Source organism: Streptomyces sp. NPDC004667 (assembly GCF_040609475.1).
In the GTDB taxonomy this organism is placed as follows: domain Bacteria; phylum Actinomycetota; class Actinomycetes; order Streptomycetales; family Streptomycetaceae; genus Streptomyces.
On sequence record NZ_JBEXKC010000066.1, the window covers coordinates 21,801 to 45,256 of the forward strand.

General features: G+C 74.3%; 25 protein-coding genes. 13 read left to right on the forward strand and 12 right to left on the reverse strand.

Features of this window, described 5'->3' with window-relative positions; translation table 11 throughout:
• Nucleotides 1-101 precede the first annotated feature (101 nt).
• A complete protein-coding gene (locus tag ABZW32_RS29130; RefSeq protein WP_356221353.1) occupies nt 102-269 on the forward strand; it encodes a hypothetical protein in 168 nt (55 codons plus the stop codon).
• A gap of 88 nt (nt 270-357) precedes the next feature.
• Nucleotides 358-1,914 carry a hypothetical protein gene (locus ABZW32_RS29135; protein ID WP_356221356.1) on the forward strand — a complete coding sequence of 519 codons (1,557 nt, stop codon included), beginning with the start codon at nt 358-360 and terminating at the stop codon, nt 1,912-1,914.
• An 87-nt stretch (nt 1,915-2,001) separates the two neighbouring features.
• On the opposite strand, the gene ABZW32_RS29140 is transcribed toward ABZW32_RS29135, so the two are convergent.
• The 3 genes from ABZW32_RS29140 to ABZW32_RS29150 all read right to left on the reverse strand — a co-directional run bounded on the left by ABZW32_RS29140 (nt 2,002) and on the right by ABZW32_RS29150 (nt 4,095).
• Nucleotides 2,002-2,631 (reverse strand): restriction endonuclease, encoded by a 630-nt coding sequence (locus ABZW32_RS29140; RefSeq protein WP_356221359.1) that lies wholly within the window; start codon nt 2,629-2,631, stop codon nt 2,002-2,004.
• Between the two features lie 95 nt (nt 2,632-2,726).
• Complete coding sequence (locus ABZW32_RS29145; protein WP_356221362.1) at nt 2,727-2,936, reverse strand: hypothetical protein; 210 nt, start codon at nt 2,934-2,936, stop codon at nt 2,727-2,729.
• A gap of 211 nt (nt 2,937-3,147) precedes the next feature.
• Entirely contained in the window at nt 3,148-4,095 is a 948-nt protein-coding gene (locus tag ABZW32_RS29150; RefSeq protein WP_356221365.1) for a nucleoside hydrolase, read from the reverse strand.
• Between the two features lie 269 nt (nt 4,096-4,364).
• Here ABZW32_RS29150 and ABZW32_RS29155 point away from each other — a divergent pair, with 269 nt between their 5' ends.
• Genes ABZW32_RS29155 through ABZW32_RS29165 form a run of 3 tightly spaced genes read left to right on the forward strand, consistent with a single transcriptional unit; the run spans nt 4,365 to nt 9,304 of the window.
• Entirely contained in the window at nt 4,365-5,129 is a 765-nt protein-coding gene (locus tag ABZW32_RS29155) for an SDR family oxidoreductase (protein WP_356221367.1), read from the forward strand.
• Nucleotides 5,130-5,165: 36 nt separating this feature from the next.
• Nucleotides 5,166-8,054, forward strand: a complete 2,889-nt coding sequence (locus tag ABZW32_RS29160) for a BTAD domain-containing putative transcriptional regulator (protein ID WP_356221370.1) — start codon at nt 5,166-5,168, stop codon at nt 8,052-8,054.
• A gap of 35 nt (nt 8,055-8,089) precedes the next feature.
• Nucleotides 8,090-9,304 (forward strand): FAD-dependent monooxygenase, encoded by a 1,215-nt coding sequence (locus ABZW32_RS29165; protein ID WP_356221373.1) that lies wholly within the window; start codon nt 8,090-8,092, stop codon nt 9,302-9,304.
• Here ABZW32_RS29165 and ABZW32_RS29170 read toward each other — a convergent pair.
• Complete coding sequence (locus ABZW32_RS29170; protein WP_356221376.1) at nt 9,274-10,230, reverse strand: helix-turn-helix domain-containing protein; 957 nt, start codon at nt 10,228-10,230, stop codon at nt 9,274-9,276. The two genes, ABZW32_RS29165 and ABZW32_RS29170, sit on opposite strands and share 31 nt — an antisense overlap.
• A gap of 92 nt (nt 10,231-10,322) precedes the next feature.
• On the opposite strand from ABZW32_RS29170, the gene ABZW32_RS29175 reads away from it, so the two are divergent.
• Together ABZW32_RS29175 and ABZW32_RS29180 are read left to right on the forward strand one after the other, a co-directional pair.
• The gene (locus tag ABZW32_RS29175) at nt 10,323-10,916 is read left to right on the forward strand and encodes an MBL fold metallo-hydrolase (protein WP_356221378.1); all 594 of its coding nucleotides are present in this window, start codon (nt 10,323-10,325) and stop codon (nt 10,914-10,916) included.
• A 208-nt stretch (nt 10,917-11,124) separates the two neighbouring features.
• Entirely contained in the window at nt 11,125-11,988 is an 864-nt protein-coding gene (locus ABZW32_RS29180; RefSeq protein ID WP_356221380.1) for a class I SAM-dependent methyltransferase, read from the forward strand.
• A 45-nt stretch (nt 11,989-12,033) separates the two neighbouring features.
• Here the strand turns inward: ABZW32_RS29180 and ABZW32_RS29185 are convergent, their stop codons facing one another.
• Entirely contained in the window at nt 12,034-12,315 is a 282-nt protein-coding gene (locus ABZW32_RS29185) for a hypothetical protein (protein ID WP_266846054.1), read from the reverse strand.
• A gap of 251 nt (nt 12,316-12,566) precedes the next feature.
• On the opposite strand from ABZW32_RS29185, the gene ABZW32_RS29190 reads away from it, so the two are divergent.
• Nucleotides 12,567-13,544, forward strand: coding sequence for a hypothetical protein (locus ABZW32_RS29190; RefSeq protein ID WP_356221383.1), 978 nt, complete (start codon nt 12,567-12,569; stop codon nt 13,542-13,544).
• A 55-nt stretch (nt 13,545-13,599) separates the two neighbouring features.
• On the opposite strand, the gene ABZW32_RS29195 is transcribed toward ABZW32_RS29190, so the two are convergent.
• The gene (locus ABZW32_RS29195; protein WP_030230066.1) at nt 13,600-13,950 is read right to left on the reverse strand and encodes a hypothetical protein; all 351 of its coding nucleotides are present in this window, start codon (nt 13,948-13,950) and stop codon (nt 13,600-13,602) included.
• A gap of 131 nt (nt 13,951-14,081) precedes the next feature.
• Entirely contained in the window at nt 14,082-14,678 is a 597-nt protein-coding gene (locus ABZW32_RS29200; RefSeq protein ID WP_356221386.1) for a hypothetical protein, read from the reverse strand.
• Between the two features lie 96 nt (nt 14,679-14,774).
• Here ABZW32_RS29200 and ABZW32_RS29205 point away from each other — a divergent pair, with 96 nt between their 5' ends.
• Entirely contained in the window at nt 14,775-15,974 is a 1,200-nt protein-coding gene (locus ABZW32_RS29205; RefSeq protein WP_356221389.1) for an MFS transporter, read from the forward strand.
• A gap of 21 nt (nt 15,975-15,995) precedes the next feature.
• Here the strand turns inward: ABZW32_RS29205 and ABZW32_RS29210 are convergent, their stop codons facing one another.
• On the reverse strand, nt 15,996-16,844 hold the full coding sequence (locus ABZW32_RS29210) for an aldo/keto reductase (RefSeq protein ID WP_356221391.1): 849 nt from the start codon (nt 16,842-16,844) through the stop codon (nt 15,996-15,998).
• Nucleotides 16,845-17,113: 269 nt separating this feature from the next.
• On the opposite strand from ABZW32_RS29210, the gene ABZW32_RS29215 reads away from it, so the two are divergent.
• Both ABZW32_RS29215 and ABZW32_RS29220 read left to right on the forward strand, forming a co-directional pair.
• Complete coding sequence (locus ABZW32_RS29215; RefSeq protein ID WP_356221393.1) at nt 17,114-17,668, forward strand: YceI family protein; 555 nt, start codon at nt 17,114-17,116, stop codon at nt 17,666-17,668.
• Between the two features lie 67 nt (nt 17,669-17,735).
• On the forward strand, nt 17,736-18,218 hold the full coding sequence (locus ABZW32_RS29220) for a hypothetical protein (protein ID WP_356221396.1): 483 nt from the start codon (nt 17,736-17,738) through the stop codon (nt 18,216-18,218).
• 45 nt (nt 18,219-18,263) lie between these two features.
• Here ABZW32_RS29220 and ABZW32_RS29225 read toward each other — a convergent pair whose 3' ends face one another.
• Nucleotides 18,264-19,472 (reverse strand): cytochrome P450, encoded by a 1,209-nt coding sequence (locus tag ABZW32_RS29225; protein WP_356221398.1) that lies wholly within the window; start codon nt 19,470-19,472, stop codon nt 18,264-18,266.
• 225 nt (nt 19,473-19,697) lie between these two features.
• Between ABZW32_RS29225 and ABZW32_RS29230 the strand changes: the two genes are divergently transcribed.
• Together ABZW32_RS29230 and ABZW32_RS29235 are read left to right on the forward strand one after the other, a co-directional pair.
• On the forward strand, nt 19,698-19,988 hold the full coding sequence (locus ABZW32_RS29230; protein WP_356221401.1) for a DUF6400 family protein: 291 nt from the start codon (nt 19,698-19,700) through the stop codon (nt 19,986-19,988).
• Nucleotides 19,975-20,232: a hypothetical protein gene (locus tag ABZW32_RS29235; protein ID WP_356221404.1), complete on the forward strand. Its 258-nt coding sequence runs from the start codon at nt 19,975-19,977 to the stop codon at nt 20,230-20,232. The genes ABZW32_RS29230 and ABZW32_RS29235 overlap by 14 nt, the downstream gene beginning before the upstream one ends.
• A gap of 23 nt (nt 20,233-20,255) precedes the next feature.
• Here the strand turns inward: ABZW32_RS29235 and ABZW32_RS29240 are convergent, their stop codons facing one another.
• The 3 genes from ABZW32_RS29240 to ABZW32_RS29250 all read right to left on the reverse strand — a co-directional run bounded on the left by ABZW32_RS29240 (nt 20,256) and on the right by ABZW32_RS29250 (nt 23,182).
• Nucleotides 20,256-21,221, reverse strand: a complete 966-nt coding sequence (locus tag ABZW32_RS29240) for an aldo/keto reductase (protein ID WP_356221405.1) — start codon at nt 21,219-21,221, stop codon at nt 20,256-20,258.
• Nucleotides 21,222-21,327: 106 nt separating this feature from the next.
• The gene (locus ABZW32_RS29245) at nt 21,328-22,281 is read right to left on the reverse strand and encodes an MASE1 domain-containing protein (protein ID WP_356221408.1); all 954 of its coding nucleotides are present in this window, start codon (nt 22,279-22,281) and stop codon (nt 21,328-21,330) included.
• 85 nt (nt 22,282-22,366) lie between these two features.
• On the reverse strand, nt 22,367-23,182 hold the full coding sequence (locus ABZW32_RS29250) for a PP2C family protein-serine/threonine phosphatase (protein ID WP_356221411.1): 816 nt from the start codon (nt 23,180-23,182) through the stop codon (nt 22,367-22,369).
• Between the last annotated feature and the right edge of the window lie 274 nt (nt 23,183-23,456).

Genomic DNA, 23,456 nt, shown 5'->3' on the forward strand with positions numbered 1-23,456 from the left:
CGCATTCGAACACCGGAGCCGGCCGATGCCGCCCCTCCGGAGAAGGGCGCCGCGCCATGGGAGCTTCCAGCAATCACGGGAACCGCAATCCGGAATCCCGCGTGATCCTCGAATTCGACCGCGAGGTGACCGACCAGGAGGTCGAGGAGATGCAGGCCAAGCACAACGCGACCTCCGCGTTCCTGGAGGCCGCGGGCGGCCACCACCACCACGACGACGACGACACTCCCGACGTCGTGGACGCCGGGGAGGTCGACGACCCCGAGTAGCCCCACGAGCCGCAGCTGCGAACCACCACCGGGCGACACGAGAACGGCGCGCAGGTGCGCCGGGACGGCACAGACGGAAAGGCGAGAGATGGACTTGAACGCATTCGACACGGCGCTGTCCCGCAAGCCGTTCGGCGACAGCCCCTACGTGCGGGATCAGATGCACCTCGCGTTCAAACGCCGGCTCGAAGGCCTCAGCCCGTCGGTTCCGGCCGCCGGCCACCTGCTCACCGCACTGCGACGGGCCCGGCCCCGTACCGAATACCGCGCCCTGGGCGATCCGCTCCTGCGCCAGGCCGTCCAGCAGCTGCTGGCCCAGGAGACCATCGGGCCCCGGCGGAACTCGCTGTCCCCGCAGGTGTGCGCCGAGGTGATCGAGGCCGTCGCGCAGCACGTGGAGACCGGCGCCGACCACGGACCGCTGCAGGGCGACCCCGTCGGCGCGCAGTGGCTCGGCGATCCGTCCGACACGCCCTGGGTCTACTCCCCCGGCCGGGACGACGGCCTCCTCGGCCGGACGTTCGACCGCTTCGTCGAGCAGCAGTTCGCCGCCGGGCTGGAGCAACCCGATGAGGGGGACCTGGCACGGCTGCGCCAGGGCTACCGGCTCCTCGGCGAACTCCTCCCGCTGACCTCCCGCGGCGCCCTGAGCCACACTCACCTGATCGGGATCACCTCCGGGACCGACGCGTGGGCGGGCAAGGCGTCGAGCTCGCAGTTCACCTTGGTCGGCATCGTCTTCCTGAACCGCAAGCTCCTCCAGAACCCGTGGTGGGTGGCCGAGCACCTGCTCCACGAGGCCCTCCACCAGAAGCTGTACGACTTCCGCCACGCCCACTCCGTGCTGGCCCGCGACCTCGACGACTCCCCGCACGCCCCCACCGAGGTCCGGCGCGTCGTGTCGCTGTGGAACGTCCCGGGCCTCGACGGGAACAACCGCTGGAACGCCCACCGGACCATGGCGGCCTTCCACGTCTACGTCCACCTGGCCCTGCTGTGCTCCCTCGCGGAGCAGCACGCTCCCCGGCTACGGGACGTCCACGGCCCGCTGGACGCCCCGAGCCCCATGACATCGAGCCGGAAGGCCTTCGAACGGGCCCGCTACCTGGCCGAGAACCTGCGGTCCGAGTGCTGGGACGAACTCGGACTCGCGGGCCGGCGCATGGTCGACTGGCTCAGCGCCGTCCTGGACGCCATGGACCAGGCTCCTCCCCCGGCCGGCTCGTTCCTCCACCTCATCCTCGACCGCTACCTCAAGGAAGCCCGCCGGCTTCGCAAGGCACCGGCCTCCGATGATCTGGCGACCACCCTGGCGGCTCTCGAACGGTCCGAAGCCGAGGCCTTCCGCGAGGTCCTGTCGGCCGTCGGTGCCGAGGAGCAGCTCCACACCGTCACGGCCGGACCGGCGCCGGGGCCCGCCCGGGAGCACGACACCGGCGACCACGCGGCCTTCGCGCAACAGCGCCACCACATCGCCGACACCCTCCTGCGGCTCGCCCCGAACGGCTACAGCCTCGACTCCCTGTGCCGCGCCCCCGGACCGTCCGCGGACGAGATGGTGCGCGTCATGGTGGAGGCCTCCAGCCGGGAGCTGGCAGCGGCCTCCTCCCGTCCCGACCAGGGGCGCCGTACCCCGCGCCGTTGATCCGGGGTGCCGTGACCCGGCGGGTTCACCGGGTCACGGCACCGGCGCCGGCGTGGTCGGGCGCGATCCGGAATCCGCGCGAGGCCCTCAGGGTTCGAGGCGGGTGGGGCGGCCGCCCGGCGGGAGGGCGCGCAGGAGGTCCCACAACGGGCGGGATCCGCCGGCCCATTCGGCGAGGAGGTGACGGTCGACGAGGTGCAGCCGCTGGGACTTCGCGAACCGGGCCGCGTTGTCGGTGATGCGGCCGTTGGTGAGCATGACCAGGACGTCGCCGTGGTGGACCTGCCTGCCGGTCCCGTTGAGTACGTGCAGGTCGGGGGTGCCGACGGGCTTCCCGGCCCAGCCGTCCCTGCGGTGCTTGCACTGGATGACCCACCGCCGGCCGGACGGGTCGGTGGCCTTGACGTCGGCGCCGTTGTCCCCGCGTCCCCCGACCTGCCGTGCGTCCGCGCAGCCGTCGCGGCGCATCAGGTCCCGTACCGCGAACTCGAACTCCCGGTGGTGCAGGGCGTCGAGCTGCCCGAGCGCGTAGCGCACACCGCTCGCCCGCACCCGGTCCCACCGAAGGGCCTCCCTGCGGTGCCACACCCGCGCGGCGGCCACCACGGCGGCCACCGAGAGGACGGCCACCACGGTCCAGGGGTGGGCGGCGAGCCACCGTAGGGCGGTGGCCGCCAGGGCGACCGCGAACGCCGCCGCCAGCACGGCGAGTACCACCTGTTCCGGGAACTGCTTCCGCCGCCGCCGTTGCCGCCGCACGGCGCGGCGCACGGGCCCCCGTACGGGTCGCCGGCGCCGGCGACTCGGCCCGGTCACTGGCCGGCCTGCGACACGCCGTCGACGAGCCGGCCCACGACATCGGCGATGCTCCGGCCCACTTCGGTGGGAGCGAGGACGACACCCAGGGCCAGGACGATGAGCACGGTCATCCTCTCGTCGGACCGGCTCCGGGCCTGGACCCGTCGGCGCAGCCGCAGCACCACGACCACCGACAGCAGTACCGCCACGTCGATCGACAGCAAGCGCCCAGCCCCCCACCCCGAATCCCACCGGGGCCGCGGACGACGGCCCCGTACTCCTGTGTAGCCCGTGCCCGGGCGCGTCGTGCCCGGATCGATGGGGAAAGGCGGCAAATGTGCTGTGGTGGCCGGATCCGCGAGTGCGTGCGTTCGAGTCCGTCCGTGCGACCGGGCGCGGCGGAGCGCCGGCCGCGCCGGCGGCCGTGTCCCGGTGCTACGTGGTGCGGCGGGATCCGAGGACCTCGACGGCCGTGACCATGCGGTCCCAGAACCGTTCGGCGTCCAGGTGCACGGCGACGCGGGCGTTGACGGGGCGGTCCAGGTAGCGGTGGAGGTCCACGACCGTGGCCCCGCGGGTGTAGCGGCCGTGGAGTTCGACCGTGACGTTGGCGTCCTCGACGTCGACGATCGACGGATCGATGACCCGGGCCACCGCTACGGGGTCGTGGAGCGGCGGGTGGGGCATGCCCCACAGGCGGTTGTACGTCGAGGCGAAGAAGGCCAGCAGTTCCGAGCAGACCTGGCCGAGTTCGGTGCCCAGGCCGTCGAAGCGGGCCCGGATCTCGGGCGTGGCGAGGGCCTGGTGGGTGACGTTGAGCCCGCACATGGTCAGGGGGACCCCGCTGCGGAAGACGATGTCGGCGGCCTCCGGGTCGGTCATGATGTTGAACTCGGCCGCCGGGGTGCGGTTGCCCCGTTCGGTGGATCCGCCCATGAGCACGATCTCCCGGATCCGGGCGGCGCTGTCGGGGTGGCGGGTCAGCAGCAGGGCGATGTTGGTCAGCGGGGCCGTCGGCACCAGGGTGACCGGTTCGGGGTGTTCGAGGAGGATGCGGTGGATGAGGTCGACGGCGTGCTCGGGCACCACGTCGACGGTGGGTTCGGGGAACCGGGGTCCGTCCAGCCCCGACGCGCCGTGCACGTCCTCGGCGACGGCGAGCGGCTGGAGCAGCGGCCGTGCGCACCCGGCGGCGATGGGCACGTCGGTGATCCCGGCGATGGTGCACACGCGGCGGGCGTTGAGGGTGGTCTTCTCCAGCGTCTGGTTGCCGGCGACCGTGGTGATGGCGAGCAGGTCGACCGCGGGGTCGGCGGCGGCCAGCATGATCGCGAGGGCGTCGTCGTGCCCGGGGTCGCAGTCGATGATGATCGGGACGGGCACGGGCGGTCCTCCTCGTACGGGGCTGCTGACCTGCCCAGTCTGCCGTCGTCGGGGCGCGTCGGCCGCTCGTTCCGAGCCAAAACGCGCGGCGCCCCGACCCGGTCGGCCGGGTCGGCCGGATGCGGGCGTCGCCCGGTCACGGCCCGAGGCCCGTGCTCCTTGGGACGGGGGCGGTGAGCGGGCGGTGAGCGGGCGGTGAGCCGGTCTCGCCAATGTGGTCCTCGTCGCCGGATCGACCGAGACCCGGCCACCTGACGAGGGAGCGGACCATGGGCATGCTGAACGGCAAGACGGCGCTGGTGACGGGCGGATCCCGGGGCATCGGGCGGGCGATCGCGCTGCGGCTGGCCGACGAGGGCGCCCTGGTCGCCGTCCACTACGGTGGCAACGAGGCCGCCGCCCGGCAGACGGTGGCCCTGATCGAGGAAGCGGGCGGGCAGGCGTTCGCCGTACGGGCGCGGTTCGGTGAAGCGGACGCCGTGGGCCGGCTGTTCGACGGACTGACCGAGGGGCTGGCCGGGCGCGGGCTGGACATCCTGGTCAACAACGCGGGTATGAGTTCGGGCAGTTCGGTCGACACCCTCGGCCTGGAGGAGTTGGCGAACCTGCTCACCGTCAACGTGGTCACGCCGTTCTTCGTCATCCAGCGGGCGCTGACGCTGCTCAACGACGGCGGACGCATCATCAACATGGGTTCGACGGCCAGCCGGTTCGCCGTCACCACGCAGATCGGCTACACCATCACCAAGGCCGCGATCGAGGCGATGGCGCCCTCGCTGGCCAACGAACTGGGCCGGCGCGGGATCACGGTGAACACGGTCGCGCCGGGTGCGGTACGCACCGACATGACGGCCGGATACACCGCCATTCCCGAGGTGGTGGCCGCACTGGAGTCGATCACCGCGCTGGGACGGCTCGGTGAGCCGGAGGACGTGGCCGACGTCGTCGGATTCCTGGCGGGTCCGCACGGGCGGTGGGTGACCGGGCAGACCGTCGACGTCTCCGGCGGAACCTGGCTCGGCCCCCTGGGATGATCTCCGCTGATGGACGGCTGATGGATAATCGCCCGCATGCGCTTCTCCATCCTGGGCGAGACTCTGGCACGGCACGAAGACGGCACCGAGGTCGCCCTCGGAGGGCCGGCCCGGCGGGCGCTGCTCACCTTGCTGCTGGTGCGGCCCGGGGAGGTCGTCTCGGCCGACCTGCTGGCCGAGGAGACGGCCCCGCACGGGGCGACGTCGACGCACGCGCTGCACTCCCAGGTGTCCCGGCTGCGCGCGGCCCTGGGCCCGGCGGCGATCGAACGCGCCGGAGCGGGCTACCGGGTGACGGTCAGTCAAGAAGACGTGGACGCCTGCCGGTTCGAGCGGCTGGCCCGCGAGGGGCGGGAGGCACTGGACGCCGGCGACGCCGCGCGGGCGGTCCCGCTCCTGCGCGAGGCGCTGGGGCTGTGGCGGGGGCCCGCCCTGGCCGACCTCGCCGAGAGCCGGACGGCCGGGGCCGCCGCGGCGCGGCTGGAGGAGGGGCGCCTCGCCGCCCTGGAGGACCGCATCGAGGCCGAGCTGCGGCTCGGCGGGCACCGGGGGGTCTCGGCCGAACTGCGCGAGCTGGTGGGCCGGCATCCGCTGCGGGAACGGCTGGCGGGGCTGCTGATCCGGGCCCTGGCCGCCGACGGCGGGCAGGGCGAGGCGCTGGTCGTCTTCGAGGAGACCCGGCGGCACCTCGCGGACGAGCTCGGCTCGGACCCGTCGGCCGATCTGAGCGCACTCCACCGGGAGTTGCTGAGCGCGGGCCCTTCGTCGGGCCCCACCGCTCCCCCGGCCCAGCTGACCTCCTTCGTCGGCCGCGCCACGGAGGTCGAGGAGGTGGCCTCCCTCCTGCGGGCGGCCCGGCTGGTCACCCTGATCGGTCCGGGCGGGGTCGGCAAGACCCGGCTTTCGGTGGAGGTCGCGGCGGGCAGCGGTGACGAGGTCTGCTTCGTCGAGCTCGCCCAGGTACGCGAGGGAGCCGATCCGGCGCAGGCGGTGCTGGGGGCACTCGGCCTGCGCGAGAGCGGGCTGCAGCTGGGGCCCGCCGGGCAGACGCCCGTGGAGCGCCTGGTCATGGCCCTGTCCGACCGGGCGCTGCTGCTCGTCCTGGACAACTGCGAGCACCTCGTCGACGGGGCGGCCCTGCTGGCGGGCCGCCTGTTGGCGGCCTGTCCGCGGCTGCGCGTGCTCGCCACCAGCCGCGAGCCGCTCGCCGTCATCGGGGAGAGCCTGTGGCCGGTGCGGCCGCTGGACGACACGGCGGCCGCCCGGCTGTTCACCGACCGGGCCGCGGCGGTGCGGCGGGGGCCGGCGCCCGTCCCGGAGACGGTCGGCCGGATCTGCGCGGCCCTCGACAACCTGCCGCTGGCCATCGAGCTCGCGGCGGCACGGCTGCGCACCCTGGAGCCGGAGGACCTGGCTGGCCGGCTGGACGACCGGCTCGGGATCGGCGCGGCCCGCGGCAACCGCAGCGCCGAGGAGCGGCACCGGACCCTGCGGGCGCTGGTCGCCTGGAGCTGGGAGCTGCTCTCCGAGTCCGAGCAGCGTGCCGCACGGCGGTTCACCGTCTTCGCCGGCGGCGCGGCCCCCGACGCGGCGCGGCGGGTGTGCGGGGCGGACGGGGAGACGCTGGAGTCCCTGATCGACAAATCGCTCCTGGAGGTGGCGGGCGGCCGCTACCGGATGCTGGAGACGATCCGCGCGTACGGCGCCGAGCAGTTGGCGGCGGCGGGCGAGGCCGACGACGTACGGGCGGTCCACGCCCGGCTCCTCCTGGACCTGGTACGGGCGGCCGATCCGGACACCAGGGGCGCCGGCCAGCTGCGCCGGCTCGCGGCGCTGTCGGCCGAGCACGGGAACCTGCTCGCGGCGCTGGCCTGGACCGTCGACGCGGGCCGGTGGGAGACGGGCCTGGAACTCCTCGCCTCGGCTTCCTCCTACCTGTGGATCCGCGGCGTCCGGTCCTCCGTCTCCCCGCAGGCCGCCGCGTTGCTGGAGGGCGTCGGCACGCAGGTGCCGGAGGGGTTCGGCGAGGAGTACGCGGTCTGCGTGCTGCTGGCCGCCGCCGGGGACGGCGGCGCGGCCGTGTGGCGGCGCCACCGCGAGCGGGCCGGGCGGGAACTCGCCGCCGCCTGGCCGGGTGACCGGACGGGCCGCTACCCGGTGGTGCTGCTGTCGTGGATGATGCGCAACGCGACCGAGAGCGACCCCGACGGGGCCTTCGCCTTCGTCTCGGCCCAACACGACTGCGGGGACCCGTGGGTACGCGCGGCCGCCCGCTACGTGGCGGGGTTCGGGCCCCTCGGTGACGGGGACGACGCGGGCGCGGAAGCGGCCTTCGCGGAGGCCGCGGACGGTTTCCGGGCGGTGGGTGACCGGTGGGGCCGGGCGCTGGCCCTGGACGTGCTCGCGGGCCTCGCGGGGGCGCGGGGGGACCGTGCGGGGGCCGTCGCCCTCACCGACGAGGCGCTCGCGCTGACCCAGGAGCTCGGGGCCCTGGAGGACAGCGCCGACCTGCTGGTCAACCGGGGCGACCACGTCGTCGACGCGGACCCGGTGGCCGCCGGCGCCGACTACGCGCAGGCCGCCGCCCTGGCCCGGAGCGCCGGCAGCCCGGCGGGCCTGGCCGCCGCCCTGCGCGGACTCGGCGACATGGCCCTCCTGGAAGCCGACCCGGGCGGGGCGGGGCGCCTGTACGCCGAGGCCCTGGAACACGCCGACCCGCACTGGGTCAAGAGCGCGGGCAACCGGGTCCGCATCCTCGCCGGCCTCTCCCGCGTCGCCGGGCTGTGCGGCGACGGCGTGACGGCCCGGGCCCGCGCCCGGGAGGCCGCCGCGTACGCCCGGAGGCTCACCGGCCGGGACACCCGGGAGGCGCTGCGCATCCTGGGGCTGCCGGAGCCGCTCACCGAGGCGGTCAGCCGGATGTGAGCGCCCGGTGAGCCTCCCCGTCCAGGCTGACCGGCATGACGAACACGAAGAAGAACACCACGGTCCTGATCTCCGGCGCCTCCGTCGCGGGCCCCGCCCTTGCCCACTGGCTCCACCGGCACGGCTTCCGCCCGACCGTCGTCGAGCGCGCCCCCGCCCTGCGCGAGGGCGGCTACGCCGTCGACTTCCGCGGCCGGGCCCACCTTTCCGTCCTCGACCGGATGGGCCTCCTCGGGGAACTCGACGCCGTCCGCACCCACACGGGCTCCATGAGCTACGTCGACACCCGCGGCCGGACCCGCGCCACCCTGCCCGCCGACCTGTTCGCGGGGGACCTGGAAGTGCTCCGCGGCGACCTCGCCCGGGTCCTCCACGACGCCACGGAGGACCACACCGAGTACGTCTTCGGGGACTCCGTCACCTCCCTCACCCAGGACGCGGACGGCGTGGACGTCACCTTCGAGCACGGCGCGCCCCGCAGGTTCGACCTGGTGATCGGGGCCGACGGAACGCGCTCGACGACCCGGAGGCTGGCCTTCGGTCCGCACGACCGGTTCGTGCGCCACCTCGGCGTCCACTGCGCGGTGTTCACCACCGAGAACCACCTCGGCCTCGACCGCACGGGCCACGCCTACCGCACCGCGGGCCGGCTGGCGGCGATGTACAGCGCCCGGAACAACACCGAGGCCAAGGCCGTCTTCTACTTCGCCTCACCGGAGCTGGACCTCGACCACCGGGACGCGGCCGCGCAACAGGACGTGCTCGCGGAGCAGTTCTCCGGCAACGGCTGGGAATGCGAGCGGCTGCTGCGGGACATGCGGCGGGCCCCCGATTTCTACTTCGACTCCGTCGGTCAGGTGCGGATGGACACCTGGTCGCGGGACCGGGTCTGCCTGGTCGGCGACGCCGCGTCCTGCCCCTCCTCACTGTCGGGGATGGGCTCGGGCCTGGCGCTCGTCGGCGCCTACGTCCTCGCGGGGGAACTGGCCGCCGCGGCGGGCGACCACCGCGTCGCCTTCGCCCGTTACGAGGAGCGGATGCGCGCGTACGCGGAGGGCTGCCAGAAGATGGGGGACGGCGTGGCGAAGCTGATGGTCCCGGGCAGCCGTTTCCTCGCGGCGTTCCTCAACCGCTACTACCGCCTCATGCCGTACCTGCCGGGAAAGGACATGGCCGCCAGGATCGCCCGCAAGGCCGCCGAGAACATCGACCTGCCGGACTACGGGGTGCGCGTGAACGAGCGTCGGTAGGTGCGGGGCGGTACCCCGCGGCGGCGTGTGAACTGGGCGCGGAGCACGGCCGCGCTGCCGTAGCCGACCTGGCGGGCGACCTCCTCGACCGGCAGGTCCGTCGTCTCCAGGAGTTCCTCGGCGCGGCTGAGCCGCAGGCCGAGGAGCCAGGCGTGCGGGGTGGTTCCGGTGGCGGCGGTGAAGCGGCGGGCGAAGGAGCGCCGGCTCATCAGGGCGCGGCGGGCCAGTTCGCCGACGGGCATCGGCTCGTGGAGGTGCGTACGGGCCCAGGCGAGCACGTCGGCGAGGCGCTCGTCCCGGCAGTCCTCGGGCGCGGGGGTGGTGAGGTACTGGGCCTGTCCGCCTTCGCGGTGGGAAGGAAGGACCAGGTCGCGGGCGATGGCGTTGGCGGTCGCCGCTCCGTGCTCGCGCCGCAGGAGGTGGAGGCACAGGTCGAAGCCCGCGGCGGCGCCTGCGCCGGTGACGACCCGGCCCTCGTCGACGTAGAGCGCGTCCGCCTCCACGCTGATCTCGGGGTGGCGCCCGGCCAGCAGGCCGGCGAAGCGCCAGTGCGTGGTGGCGCGCAGCCCGTCGAGGAGCCCGGCCGCGGCGAGCGCGAAGGCGCCGACGCAGTGTGCCGCGACCAGGGCCCCGCGCGCGTGGGCGCGGGCCAGCGCGTCGAGCACGGCCGGGCCGGGCGGGGTGCGGAAGTCCGCCCAGGGCAGGGCGATCACCAGGTCGGCCGAGGCCAGGCGGTCCAGACCGTGTTCGACGAGGAGCGGCAGGCCGACGTCGGTGCGGACCGTGCCGGGGCGTTCGGTGCACAGGGCGAAGTCGAAGGGGGGCAGGCCCTGGCCGCGTGCGTCGAACACCTCGGAGACGATCGCGGCCCCGAGCATCCCCACTCCGGGCGGGGCATGGGCGGCGACGGTCACGAAGGGCGGCATGGGGAGAGTGTGCCACGCGGTGGCACGTTTCCTGCGATGGGTGGCAGTACGGACACTCGTCGCGGTGCCGCGGCTCGCGAAGACTGGGGCACATGAACGACACCCCGCTCGGCCGCAGCGCCGCGTACACGATCCTGACCACCGGCTACACCCTTTCCACGGGCCCCGGCGTCGCCGCCACCGTCTCCTACGTCACGGACGGGGACCGCCATGTGGTCGTCGACCCGGGCATGGTGGCCGGCCGCGACCGGATCCTCGGCCCGCTCGCCGCGCTGGGACTCGGCCCGGACGACATCACCGACGTGGTGCTCAGTCACCACCATCCGGACAACACCATGAACGTCGGCCTGTTCGGCGGGGCCCGCGTCCACGACCACAAGGCGATCTACCGCGACGACCAGTGGACCGACCGCGATGCCGAGGGATACGAACTCGCCCCGTCCCTGCGGCTGATCCGCACCCCGGGGCACAGCGCCGAGGACATCACGCTGCTGGCGGGCACGGAGGCGGGGGTCGTGGCCTTCGTGGGCGACCTGTGGTGGCGGCCGAACGGCCCGGTCGAGGACCCGGTGGCCCCCGACCACGAGGTGCTGCTCCGGTCCCGGCTGCGGGTGCTGGACGCCGCGGACGTGATCGTCCCGGGCCACGGCCCCGCCTTCCCGGCCGACGACACGGCGCCCCGCTAGGCGGCGAGCGCCGTCTTGGCCTTGGCCTTGGCCTTGGCCTTGAACGTGGCCTTGGCCTTGAACGTGGCCGTCGCCGTCGCCGTCACCGTGGCCTTCCGGGGGACCACCGCGCCGACCCCGCGGCGCGCGCCGATACTGGAGCCACGGACCCGGTGCCGTGCGCGAGGCGCGGGCCGGGCCGGCACGAGCGGGAGGCGGTGACCGGTTCATGGGCGCACACGCGGCGGCGGGCGACGGGGCCCGGCCCGGTGACGGGGTGCCGGGCCGTTACGGCACGGCCGTGTTCCGGCCGGAGCGGGCCGGTGAGGACGAGCGCATCGACCTCGGCGCGCTCGCCTACGACGACATCACGCTCGCCCGGCTGACGGCCCTGGGCGCGGGACCCGGCTGGATCTGCCTGGAGCTGGGCGCGGGCACCGGCAGCGTCGCCCGGGGGCTGCTGACGCGGGCCGGCGTGACGAGCGTGCTGGCCGTCGACCGCGACATCCGATTCCTGGCCTCCCGCCCGCAGCCGGGCCTGGCCACCCTGGAGGCGGACATCGGCGACCCCGCCTTCGACCCCGGGCGCTTCCACCTGGTGCACGCCCGTTTCGTCCTGATGCACCTGCCCGAACGGGAGCGCCTGATCTCCCGCTTCGCCGATCTGCTGGTCCCCGGCGGGGTGCTGGTGCTCGGCGATGCCGTGGACCTGACGACCGCGGCGGCGCCCGCGACCCCGTACACACGGGCCGTGCGCGCCATGTGGCAGGGGCTGCGGGCGACCATCGGCACCGACGTGGACTGGACGCCGCGGTACCCGGAACTGCTGCGCGCCGCAGGGCTGTCGGAGGTGGCCGCCGAGATCCACGTCCCGCCGCTGCTCCCGGGCAGCCCCATCAGCCGTTTCTGGGCCGACACCTGGGAGCGGGCCAAGGCCGCGATGACCGCGACCGGGCTCGTGGACGACGCCGCCGTGGACGCGGCCGTCCGTTACCTGGACTCCCCCGACTGCGCCGCCCTGTCCCCCGGGCTGATCACCGCCTGGGGCCGGCGGGCCGGAGCGGGCACGGAGGGCGGGCGGTCGTCCGGGTAGGCGCCCGGGGCGGAAGCCGGAACCCCCGGCCCGGCCCCGGCCGGGTCAGCGGTCCCCGGTGCCCAGGCGCGCGCTGATCAGCTGGGCGGTCTCCTCGTGCAGGCGGGCGCGGCGTCCTGGTTCCTCCACGCGGGCCAGTTCTCCCCGCAGGGCCCGTTCCGTACGCATCACCGTGGCCCGGGGCACGGGCACCCGTTGCCCGGGCTGCTCCGTGAACGGCCACAGCTCGGCGGCGACGGCCTGGGCGTCGTCGAGGGCGCTGCGGCGCAGCGAGAGGAAAACGCGGGCGAGCCAGTCGGCGGGGATCTTCACCATCAAGTCGGTCATGTCAAGGCAACGACGGCCGGTCGGCTCCGTGACACCGGCTACCCCGGCCGGCCCAGCGTTGCTCCGGTCTGACGAAATGCTCACCTGCCTGGTCCACAGCCCCGGCCGTGCCGACGGCGGCCCGGCGGCGGGGAGCGCTGGGATGGGCATCGCGTGGCGGGGACGCCCGGTCCACGGGGGTGCCCAGTCGGCCACGCACCCGTCCCCTCGCAATCCCGCGGCGCCTCCGGCGGCCGGCGGGGAAGGAACTCATGAACCTCTCGCAGCATCCCGTCACGACCAGGCGGCCCCGTGTCCGTTCCCGGGTCCTCCTCGCCTCCCTGGCCGCCGCGGCGTCCCTGACCGGCCAGGTGGTGGCGATGGCTCCGGCCGCGTCCGCCCACGGGCCGGGGCCCTCGGGCCCGAAGCCGGCGCCCGCCGCCCAGCAGAAGCAGAACCCGTCGGACAAGGACAAGGACAGGGACAAGGACCACGGCGGCAACAGCGACGACGACGGGGACGACTGGGGCAAGGAGAAAGAGAAGGACAAGGACAGGGACAAGGACAAGAAGAAGCCGCCTCAGGTCATCCACGGGCTGCAGCAGTTCACGTCCGACAACACCTTCACCCCGCCGCCGGGCGTCACCTCGGTGTTCGTCCAGGCGTGGGGTGCCGGTGGCGGGGGCGGCGGCGGTGGCGGCGGCAGCCGCGGCCGCATGGAGGCCCGTGCCTACAACGGCGGCAACGGCGGTGGCGGCGGAGCGGGCGGCTTCACCTGGTGCGCCATCCAGGTGAAGCCGCTGACCACGTACGGGGTGGACGTCGGCGACGGCGGCGACGGCGGTCAGGGCGGTGCGCCCGGAACCATGGGCGGCCCCGGCTCGACCGGCGGTTCCGGCACCGCGGGCACCGCGTCCTCGCTGACCCGGTCCTCGGACAGCACGCTCCTGCTCAACGCGACCGGGGGCGAAGGGGGCGGCGGCGGGGCCGGCGGCGGAATCGTCGACGGCGGCAACGGTGCGGGCGGGGCCGGCGGCAAGGGCTGGTGCTCGACCGGCGGGGTCAACCTGAACGGCGGCAACGGCAGCTCCAACGGCACGGGCGGGGTCGCCCCGGACGGCATCGTCGGCCTGCCCCCGAACACGGTGGTCGGCGGCAACGGCGGCGAGCGCGGCTACGGCGGCGATCCCGCCCGGCCCGGCGGCAACGGCAAGGACGGCGGCAACGGGTACGTGGTCATCTACTGGTGACCGCGCGCGCCGGCCCCGCCCCCGCGGCGGGGCCGGCGCTGCCCCGCACGGCGCGTCAGTGGATGACGCTGAAGCTGCGCCAGGGCAGGGAGACCGGAGCCGTCACGTTCGAGAGGGTGGTGGCGACGTAGATGCCGTCCGCCTTGTCGGTCTTCTGGCAGTTCTCCGTCCGGTACAGGACGACGTCGACGAGGGTGTTGTTCTCGACGTGGGTGGCGCCCCGCGGCAGGTTGATGCGGTGGCAGCCGTTGACGTTGGTGTTGGAGTACGACAGCGCGACCGGGGAGTCGTGGCCGCGGAAGGTGAGCATGCCGACCGTGCTCCGGCCCAGGCCCGAGCAGGCGGTGGCGGTGAGCAGCAGGGCTGCGACCCCGGTGATGACGCCGGTGCGCCGGTGGTGGGACATGGCGGATCCTCGTCTGTGCGGTGGTGGCTCTCCTGCCCGCAGCCTGCACCGACGGCGCTCCGGCGGCATCCGTTGCGCGGCCGGCCGGATGAACCCCGGCCCGCGACGGACGGGGCGCCGGGCGCGTCCGGTCAGGTCCGGTCCTCCCGGTAGGGGCGCCGCTTCGCCCAGGCGATCACCGTGCTGAGGCCGATCAGGGCCGCGCCCCACAGGCCGGCCTTCCAGGGCCGGGTACGCCCCTGGAGCTCCGGGGAGACGCGGTGCGCCGGGTCGAAGGCGACGCGGATCCGCTCTCCCCGCGCGGCGACGGGCCGGTCCTCCTTGAGTTCGGCCGGGTAGCCTCCCGGGCAGTCCAGCACGAGCCGGTACACCGTGCGGGTGGGCGGCGCCCCCTCCCCGGCGGAGTCCTGGACCCTGGTGCGGACCTCGCGCACCGCGCAGGTGGCGGCGGCCGTGCGGGCCGCCGCCTGGTCGGCCGCGGCCACGGCCAGCAGCAGCCCCAGGGACAGCAGCAGGGCCCCGAAGAGGCCCCCGGCGCCGCCGAGGAGCACGGAGTACGCCGTGCAGACGCCGAGGATCAGCGCGGCTCCGCCGACGACGGCGACCGCCCCTGAGGGCGCGGAGGAGGCGGCATAGCACCAGCTCGCCCCTGCGTACACGGCCCCGGCGGCGAGGCCGGGCAGGGCCACGGTGGCGAGCCGCCACCCCGGTCGGACCATCTCTGTCATGAACACCACCCCCGCAGGGGGACGCCCGCCGCCCCGCCCCCGGTTGCCGCGCCGCGCGCCGGGCACGGGGACCCGCGCGGGGTTACCTTCGGCGGCATGGACGGTGATCGCCGGCAGTGGCGCCAGTGCTTGCTCGCCGGGGCCGTGTTCGCCGTGTGCATGGCGGGCACCACGCTCCCGACCCCCCTCTACGGCCTCTACCAGGAGAAGTTCGGCTTCTCCGAACTGACCGTCACCGTCGTGTACGCGGTCTACGCCTTCGCGGTCATCGGGGTGCTCGTGCTGGCGGGCAACGCCTCGGACGCCGTGGGGCGGCGGCCCGTGCTCTGGACGGGCCTCGCGTGCGCGGCCGGCAGCGCCGTCTGCTTCCTGTGCGCCTCGGGCCTCGGCTGGCTGTACGCGGGGCGGGTCCTGTCGGGCTTCTCCGCCGGGCTGTTCACCGGCGCGGCGACGGTGTTCGTCATGGAGCTGGCCCCGCACGGCGGCACCTCCCGGGCCACGTTCGTGGCGACGGCCGCCAACATGGGCGGCCTCGGCTGCGGTCCGCTGCTCGCCGGACTGCTCGCGCAGTACGCCCCCTGGCCCCTGTACCTGCCCTTCTGGGTACACCTCGCGCTGGTGGCGGGCTCGGCGGCGGTGCTGGCGGGGCTGCCGGAGACCGTACGGGAGCGGCGTCCGCTGAGCACCGTACGGCCGCAGCGGCTCCGGCTCCCCGCGCAGGTGAGGGCGGTGTTCGGACCGGCGGCGATCGCCTCGTTCGTGGGGTTCGCGCTGTTCGGGGTCTTCACCTCGGTCAGCCCGGCGTTCCTCGCCGAGTCCCTCGGCGTCCACGACCCGGCGGTGAGCGGACTGGTCGTCGCGCTGGCCTTCTTCGCCTCCACCGCGGGGCAACTGGCCGTCGGCCGGGTGGGTGTACGGCGGTCGTTGCCGCTGGGCTGCGCCGGGCTCCTCGCGGGTCTGGCGCTGCTCGCGGGGGCGCTGCGATGGGACCTTCTGGCACTGGTGGTGCTGAGCGCGCTGGTGGGCGGCGTGGGACAGGGGATGGCCTTCCGGGGGGCCCTGTCCGCGGTCGCGGGGGTGTCCCCGCCGCACCAACGGGCGGCGGTGATCTCGACCCTGTTCGTGGTGGCGTACACGGGCATCTCGCTGCCGGTGATCGGCGTGGGAGTGCTGACGGGCCCGCTCGGGCTGGAGGGTGCCGGGCTGGTGTTCATCGCCTGCATGGCCGTCCTGGTCTCGGCGGCGGCGCTCTACCTGCTGCGCCGCCCCGTGCCGACGCCCGCGCCGGAGCCGTGAGGACGGCCGCCCGGCCGTCCCTCAGGTGTCGATGGTGACGTTGCCGAGCCGGCTGACCACGGCCGGGTCGCGGTGGTCGAAGAACACCGACGCCCCGGTGTCCAGGGCCGCGATGGCCGCCATGTCCTCGTCGGTGAGCTCGAAGCCGAAGACGTCGAGGTTCTCCGCCATCCGCTCCGGGCGCACCGACTTGGGGATCACCACCACCTGCCGCTGGACGAGCCAGCGCAGTACGACCTGTGCCACCGACCTGCCGTGCGCGGTGGCGATCCCGGCGAGCACCGGGTGGGTGAAGAGGCTGCCCCGGCCCTCGGCGAAGGGGCCCCACGACTCGATCTGGACCCCGCGCTCGGCCATCAGTTCCTGATCTCCGGTGCGCTGGTGGAAGGGATGGGTCTCGACCTGGTTGACCGCCGGGGTGATCTCGTTGTGGTCCATCAGGTCCAGCAGCCGGTCGGGGTGGAAGTTCGAGACCCCGATGGCCCGGACCAGCCCCTCGCGCTGGAGGTTCTGCATGGCGCGCCAGGAGCCGTAGACGTCGCCGTACGGCTGGTGGATCAGGTACAGGTCGACGTGGTCCAGGCCGAGTTTGCGCAGCGAGGTGTGGAAGGCGCGCCCGGCCCTGTCCTCGCCGGCGTCGGAGATCCACAGCTTGGTGGTGACGAACAGCTCGTGGCGCGGGACGCCGCTGCTCCTGATCGCGCGGCCGACGGCTTCCTCGTTGCCGTAGGCGGCGGCGGTGTCGAGGGAGCGGTATCCGGCGGCGAGGGCTTCGCCGACGGCCCGCTCGGTCTCCTCCGGCGGGATCTGGTACACGCCGAAGCCGAGGATCGGCATCTCGACGCCGTTGTTCAGGGTGACGTGCTGCATGCGGGGTCCTTACGCGGGGGACGTGCGCGGGCCGGGACCGGTGCCAGGACGGACGCCGGCCCCCTTCCCAGCGCTACCCCGCGTCCGGCGCCGCCTCCCGGCGCGTCCTCCAAGTGGCCGCCGACCGCGGGCTGCCGACGCGACGGGGCCCGTTCGCCGATCGGGTGACGCGCGGGCGCTCCGGGCGTGGTCGCACGCGCCCGTCAGGGCGGGTCTGGCTAGCGTGGTCCAGCGATTCCCCCGTCCCCCAGACCCCGCGGAGCAGGTCCATGACCACGACCCCCCTCACCTCGCTCACAGGGAACTACTCCCTCGACCCCGCCCACACCCAGATCGGGTTCGTGGCCCGGCACGCGATGGTCACCAAGGTCCGCGGGGCCTTCAACGAGTTCGAAGGCACCGCCCACCTGGACGGCACGGATCCCGCGAAGTCGTCGGCGACGGTCACCATCAAGGCCGCCAGCATCGACACGCGCAACGAACAGCGCGACGGCCACCTGCGCACCAACGACTTCCTGGACGCCCCGAACTTCCCGGACATCACCTTCGTGTCCACGGGTGTGGAGCCGCTGGACGACACCCGCTTCCGCGTGACGGGCGACCTCACCATCAAGGACGTCACCCGGCCGATCGGCATCGAGTTCGAGTACCAGGGCAGCGCGACCGACCCGTTCGGGAACCTGCGGGTGGGGTTCGAGGGTTCGGTGCCGATCAGCCGGAAGGAGTACGGGATCACCTGGAACGCGGCCCTGGAGGGCGGCGGCGTCCTGGTCGGCGACAAGGTCGTCCTGGAGTTCGAGGTGTCCGCGATCCGGCAGGCCTGACCGGGTCGGCTCCCCCGCTCAGGGGGCCGGGTGCTCGCCGTCGGCCCGGATCGGCCATGATCGGGCGGTGACTCCTCTCGACGAACGTCTGACCGGCCTGTGGGACAGCGCGCCCCTGGAACAGGGCGCGATGGAAACCAGTGCGCTCGCCCTCCTGCCGGACGGCCGGGGCTGGAGCCGTTTCGAGAGCTTCAGCTCCGAGCTGAGCGTCGGCCGGTTCCGCTGGAGCTGCCCCGGTCCCGGCCTGCTGGAACTGCGCTACACGTGGCGGGTCGACGGACAGTGGGGGATCGGCTCGGAAGGCTTCGCCGCCGTGGACCACAGCGGCCCGGACGACGAACTGATCCGTACGGGGTACCGGCTGGACTGCGGAGACTCGTCGCCTTCCGGGCCCCGCGGTGCGGGCGGCGCGGCCACGCTGACGCTCGATCACCCGGTGGAGTTCGCCCGTGCCTTCGCCCGTGGACGCCGGCCGGTGGGGCCCGCCGACGATCCGTCGGCCGCCGTGGTCCCGTACCCTCCCGAGCCCGGCGCGACGTCCGGCTGCTGATCCCGGGCAGGGGCCACGGACGCGGGCCCCCTCCCCGGGACCGGGTCACCAGCGCACGGGCAGCCGTCGTACGCCCCTGATCAGCATGCCCGGCACCCAGGCCGGCTCGGCCCCGTCGGCGTCGGCGGTGAGACCGGGGAAGCGGTCCAGCAGGGAGCGGAACGCGATGCGGCCCTCCAGGCGGGCGAGGGGCGCCCCGAGGCAGTGGTGCAGGCCGTGGCCGAAGGCGATGTGGCCGCGGGCGTCGCGGCGGATGTCGAAACGGTCCGGGTCCGCGAAGCGCGCCGGGTCCCGGTCCGCGTCGGCCATGGCGATCAGGACGGCGGAACCGGCCGGGATCACCACCCCGCCGATCTCCACGTCCTCCAGGGCGAGGCGGTCGGTGCAGGTCTCCACCGGCCCGTCGTAGCGGAGCATCTCCTCGATCGCCCCGTCCAGCAGGCCGGGGTGGGCGAGCAGGTCGGCGAGCTGGTCGGGGTGGGCGAACAGGGCGCGCATCCCGTTGCCGATCATGTTGACGGTGGTCTCGTGCCCCGCGATGAGCAGCAGCACGCTCATGCCGATGAGCTCGTCGGGCGAGAGGCGGTCGCCGCCCTCGTCGACGGCGTGGATCATCGCGCTGAGGAGGTCGTCGCCGGGCGCGGCTCGCTTGGCCTCGATGAGCCCGACGAGGTACCGGGGCATCTGCGCGTACGCGGCGGCCTCGGCTTCCGGGCTGGTGCGGGCGACCATCTCGTTGGACCAGCCGCGGAACGCCCCGCGGTCCAGTTCCGGTACGCCGAGCAGCTCGCAGATCACGGTCATGGGCAGCGGGAAGGCGAAGGCGTCCACCAGGTCGGCCCGGCGCTCCGGGAGCGCCGCCATGGCGTCCAGCAGTCCGTCGGTGATCTGCCGGACGCGCGGGGCCAGGGTCTCGATCCGCCGTGGGGTGAACGCGCTCGCCACGAGACGGCGCAGCCGGGTGTGGTCCGGCGGGTCGGCCATGAGCATGTGGGCGAGCGCGGGGTGGTCCTGCTCGGCGTTGATGATCTTGCCGATGTCGCCGGAGCGGCGCCAGTCGCGGCTCAGCCGGGGATCGGTGAAGGCCGTGCGGCCGGCCTCGTGTCCGACGACCAGCCAGACCTCCTGGCGGTCCGGGGTGAGTACGTGGTGCACGGGCCCCTCGGCCCGCAGTCGCGCGTAGACCGGATACGGGTCGCGGACGAAGTCCGGGCCGAGTTCCAGCAGATCGATCATGCCAGGCCGAGTCGCCATTCCATTCCCCCTGAATCGAATGCGTCGCGGTATCACTCCGCGGATACATGTATCCCCCACAGTGGTGGCGGCCATACGGCCGCCGGTGAGGTCCTGACGCCCTTGAGCGGTACGGAATCCATCCCTCCGCATCCTTCGGGCGGCCGCCCGCCCCGGCCCCCGGCCCGCTGTGACTCCGCCCACCCTCCCTTGACCGGGAAAGGAAGGGTTACCTAACTTCGAGGTATGACCCCCCACGGCCACACACCCCCCACAGGCCCCGACGGCCCCACCGAGCCCGGTGGCCCCGCTCTGGTGCCCTTCGACGTCGACCTGACCTCCCAGGAGGTGGCCCGGCGCGCCCAGGTCATGGCCGCCCTCGGCCCCGACTGGGACCCCATCGAGGTACTGCGCGGCGAGGAGGCGGCGTACGACCTGCTGTACTCCGGCCTCGACGCGGAGCAGCAGCGCGTGTACGAGGAGCTCGTCGCTGCCGGCGTGCTGCCCCCGCGCGGGGGCGGCCGTGCTGCCGCTTGACCCGCAGGCCGACATCGGGCGACGCGCCTGGGTGGCCTGCCCGAACTGCGACGACGCCCGCGGGTGCGCCCCGTGCGCCGAGCGCCGGAGCTGCTCGGAGCACTGGCGCTACATGCTCTCCAACACCGGGAGCCTGCTCCACCTCCAGTGCCCGGGGTGCACCCACGTCTGGGAGCACGAGAGCGGCTTCGGGGCGACGCGCTCCCTGTGGAGGCGCATCGGCAGCGGCCTGACCGGGCTCTGACCGGCCCCTGACCGGCCTCCGGCTCAGGGCAGCGGGAGGCCCCGGGCGGTGGTCCACAGGGCGTACCACTCCTCGTGCGTGAGGTCGGGCGCGCGCAGGGAGGCGTCGCGGCAGGCGCGGATGCGGTCGGGGCGGGCGGTGCCGATGACGGGGGCGATGTCGGCGGGGTGCCGCGTCAGCCACCACAGCAGGACCGACTCCGGGGTGGTGTCCTTGCGGCGGGCGAGGTCGGAGAGGAGCTCGGCCGTGGCGTGTTCGGCGGGGGTCCGCTGGCCGCCGGTGAAACGTCCCCGCGCCAGGGCGCCCCAGGCCTGGAGACGGATGCCGTGCTCCTGGCAGTGCTCCAGCGTGCCGGACGGGAAACCGTGCGCGGCCCCCTCGGGAGTGTTGAGCAGGACCCCGGCCTCGACCCAGGCGCGGCTGTGCAGACTCATCTCCAGCTGGTTGGCGACCAGCGGGACGTCCAGGCGGGCCTGGAGGCGGGCTATCTGGGCGGCGCCCGTGTTGGAGACCCCGAAGCGGCGGACGAGGCCCTGCCGGTGGAGGGACATCAGGGCGGAGGCGATGTCGTCCGGGTCCGCCAGCGGGTCGGGGCGGTGCAGCAGCAGGACGTCCACGGAGTCGGTCCGCAACCGGGCCAGGCTCTCCTCCACCCGGCGGACGATGCTCGTACCGCGCAGGTCGTAGTGGCCGGGGCGGTCCCCGTCCGGGAGCCGGATGCCGCACTTGGTCTGCAGGACGATCCGCTCGCGCAGGCCCGGGGTCCGGGCGAGGACCTCGCCGAAGACCGCTTCCGCCTTGCCGTGGCGGTAGATGTCGGCGTGGTCGAAGACGGTGATCCCGATGTCCAGGGCGGCGTGGACGGCGGCCTCGGCGGCGTCCACGTCCCCGGGTCCGTACGGCTGCGGATCCCAGCTCCCGCCCAGCCCCATGCACCCGTACAGCACCCGGCCGCCCTGCCCCGCACCCACCACGCTCGCGTTCGTCACGGGCCCAGCGTAGGGGCCGCGCCCGGCCGGGCCGCGGCGCGGGCTAGGCCCTGTCGTCAAACTGGAGCCTGGCCCGCGACGCCCGGCACCACTTTGACGACAGGGCCTAGTCCGCCGGTTTCCGGGGCGTGAGGTGAGCCACCACCTCGGCCAGGTCCTCGCACACCTCCTCGATCTTCATCCGGATGTTGTTCTGCTCGGTGACGAGCGCGGCCAGCAGGAGCCCGGTCAGGGCCGCCGCCCCGTTGAGGGCCTGGAGGTTGACCATGATCTCCAGCAGGGTGTGCCCGGCGAACGGGCCGACGTGCTCGGTGGCCGCCGAGATCGCCAGCACCGATACGAGCAGGGCGCACGGGGCGCTCCCGGCGAGCCGGAAGCGCACGGCCGCCCAGATCAGCAGCGGGAAGACGAGGAAGAGCAGGGACAGGCTGCTCCTCGTGGCGAGGAACGTGCCCGCGGCGGTGGCGACCGCCAGGGCCACTGCCTCCAGCACCCGGTACGGGTCCCGCGGCAGCCGGGGCCGGCGCAGGACCAGCAGCAGGGGGGTCACCAGCAGCACCCCCATCGTGTCCCCCGTCCACCAGGCGGACCACACGGCCCAGAAGTTCGAGGCCGGCAGGTTTCCGGTGAGCAGCAGGGTCCCGCAGCCGGTGCCCGCGCTGATCAGCATCGGGAGCATCCCGCCCAGGAAGACCAGGGCGGTCCCGTCCCGCAGCCGGTCCAGCTCGGGACGGAAGCCCACCAGGCGCAGCAGCGCGTAGGCGCACAGCGGGGCGAGGACGTTGCCCGCGACGATGCCGATGTCGGACACGCTGAAGGAGCTGAGGTTCTCGATGGTCAGGTACGTGCCCACCGCGATCCCGGGCCAGATCCGGGGGCCGAACCACAGGAGGGAGGCCAGGGCGATGCCGGTGGGCGGCCACAGGGGTGTGACGACCGAACCCTCGACGACCACCTGGCACAGCAGGCCGAGCCGGCCGGACACGTAGTAGGCCGCGGCGACGGCGAGGATCCGCGACAGCGCCAGGGCCGGACCCCGCCATTCCACGGTGCGCATCACAGCATCAGACAACAGTCCGGGCCCGCGGGGCCGCGTGACACGCGCGACGGGGAAGCCGGACCCGCGACGGCGGGCGCCCGGGCGGTCAGCCGAGGTCGTAGGCGATGGCCAGCACGGCGGCGTCGTCGGCGTGCCCGGTGGAGTCGGCCACCTTCAGCACCTCGGCGGCGAGCTCGTCGGGATCCCCGCCCGCGGCGTCGCGGACCAGTCGCAGCACGCGCGCGAGCCCCTCCTCGATCGGGAACGCCGGCCCCTCGACCACCCCGTCCGTGAGCAGGACGATGGACCCGGCGTCCACCAGGGTGCGCCGGGTGACCTCGTAGCGCGCTCCGGGCAGCGTGCCCAGCGGCGGGCCCCCGGCGTCCTCGGCGATCCCGTACCGGCCGTCGGAGGTGGCCCAGACGGCCGGTACGTGGCCCGCCCGTGCGCCCGCGATCTCGCCCGTACGCGGATCGACGCGCAGCAGGGTGCAGGTCGCGAACAGTTCGCTGTCCATGGCGAGCAGGACGTCGTTGACCCTGTTCAGGACTTCTCCGGGGTCGGCGATGACGGAGGCCAGGGCGCGCAGGCAGACCCTGACCTGGCCCATGAAGGCGGTGGCCGCGACGTCGTGGCCCTGGACGTCGCCTATGGAGAAGGCGACGGCGTCCGGCGCCACCAGGAACCCGTCGTACCAGTCGCCGCCGATCTCCAGGCCGCGCCGGGCGGGCGTGTAGCGGGCGGCGGCGCGCAGTCCGGGCAGGGTGGGCAGGGTGGCGGGCAGCAGTTCGCGCTGGAGGGCCTCGGCCAGCTCCACGCGGGCCTGGTGCAGCTCGGCCCCCTCCCGAGCCTGGGCGGTGAGCTGCCCCAGCATGCTCAGCAGGTCGGCGCTGTCCGGCCGAGGGGGGCGGCGCCGGGTCACGGGCCGCTCCGGAGTACGTCCATGTGCCTCTGCTTCCGCCTTCGCTTCCGCTGCGCGGGATCCTGCTCATCATATTTCCGCTCGCCGGGGTCCGCGCAGGCGGCGGGCCGGTGCGGAGCGGGCGCGCACGGCATCAGCCCTGGTCAGGGCAGATGGCGGGCCGGGCCGGAGCGGACGCGCACGCCGTGCCGGGCAGACGGCGCGCCCCCGGGCGGGGCGGATGGGGGCGGGGCAAATGCAGAACGGATGCAGGGCGGGGCGGGCCGCATCCGCC

Bases quoted from the DNA above. Each gene is read 5' to 3' on its own strand.
- ABZW32_RS29135 (WP_356221356.1), top strand. From the start codon at position 358: ATGGACTTGAACGCATTCGACACGGCGCTGTCCCGCAAGCCGTTCGGC.
- ABZW32_RS29155 (WP_356221367.1), top strand. From the start codon at position 4,365: ATGGGCATGCTGAACGGCAAGACGGCGCTGGTGACGGGCGGATCCCGG.
- ABZW32_RS29160 (WP_356221370.1), top strand. From the start codon at position 5,166: ATGCGCTTCTCCATCCTGGGCGAGACTCTGGCACGGCACGAAGACGGC.
- ABZW32_RS29165 (WP_356221373.1), top strand. From the start codon at position 8,090: ATGACGAACACGAAGAAGAACACCACGGTCCTGATCTCCGGCGCCTCC.
- ABZW32_RS29170 (WP_356221376.1), bottom strand. From the start codon at position 10,230: ATGCCGCCCTTCGTGACCGTCGCCGCCCATGCCCCGCCCGGAGTGGGG.
- ABZW32_RS29175 (WP_356221378.1), top strand. From the start codon at position 10,323: ATGAACGACACCCCGCTCGGCCGCAGCGCCGCGTACACGATCCTGACC.
- ABZW32_RS29180 (WP_356221380.1), top strand. From the start codon at position 11,125: ATGGGCGCACACGCGGCGGCGGGCGACGGGGCCCGGCCCGGTGACGGG.
- ABZW32_RS29185 (WP_266846054.1), bottom strand. From the start codon at position 12,315: ATGACCGACTTGATGGTGAAGATCCCCGCCGACTGGCTCGCCCGCGTT.
- ABZW32_RS29190 (WP_356221383.1), top strand. From the start codon at position 12,567: ATGAACCTCTCGCAGCATCCCGTCACGACCAGGCGGCCCCGTGTCCGT.
- ABZW32_RS29195 (WP_030230066.1), bottom strand. From the start codon at position 13,950: ATGTCCCACCACCGGCGCACCGGCGTCATCACCGGGGTCGCAGCCCTG.
- ABZW32_RS29200 (WP_356221386.1), bottom strand. From the start codon at position 14,678: ATGACAGAGATGGTCCGACCGGGGTGGCGGCTCGCCACCGTGGCCCTG.
- ABZW32_RS29205 (WP_356221389.1), top strand. From the start codon at position 14,775: ATGGACGGTGATCGCCGGCAGTGGCGCCAGTGCTTGCTCGCCGGGGCC.
- ABZW32_RS29210 (WP_356221391.1), bottom strand. From the start codon at position 16,844: ATGCAGCACGTCACCCTGAACAACGGCGTCGAGATGCCGATCCTCGGC.
- ABZW32_RS29215 (WP_356221393.1), top strand. From the start codon at position 17,114: ATGACCACGACCCCCCTCACCTCGCTCACAGGGAACTACTCCCTCGAC.
- ABZW32_RS29225 (WP_356221398.1), bottom strand. From the start codon at position 19,472: ATGGCGACTCGGCCTGGCATGATCGATCTGCTGGAACTCGGCCCGGAC.
- ABZW32_RS29230 (WP_356221401.1), top strand. From the start codon at position 19,698: ATGACCCCCCACGGCCACACACCCCCCACAGGCCCCGACGGCCCCACC.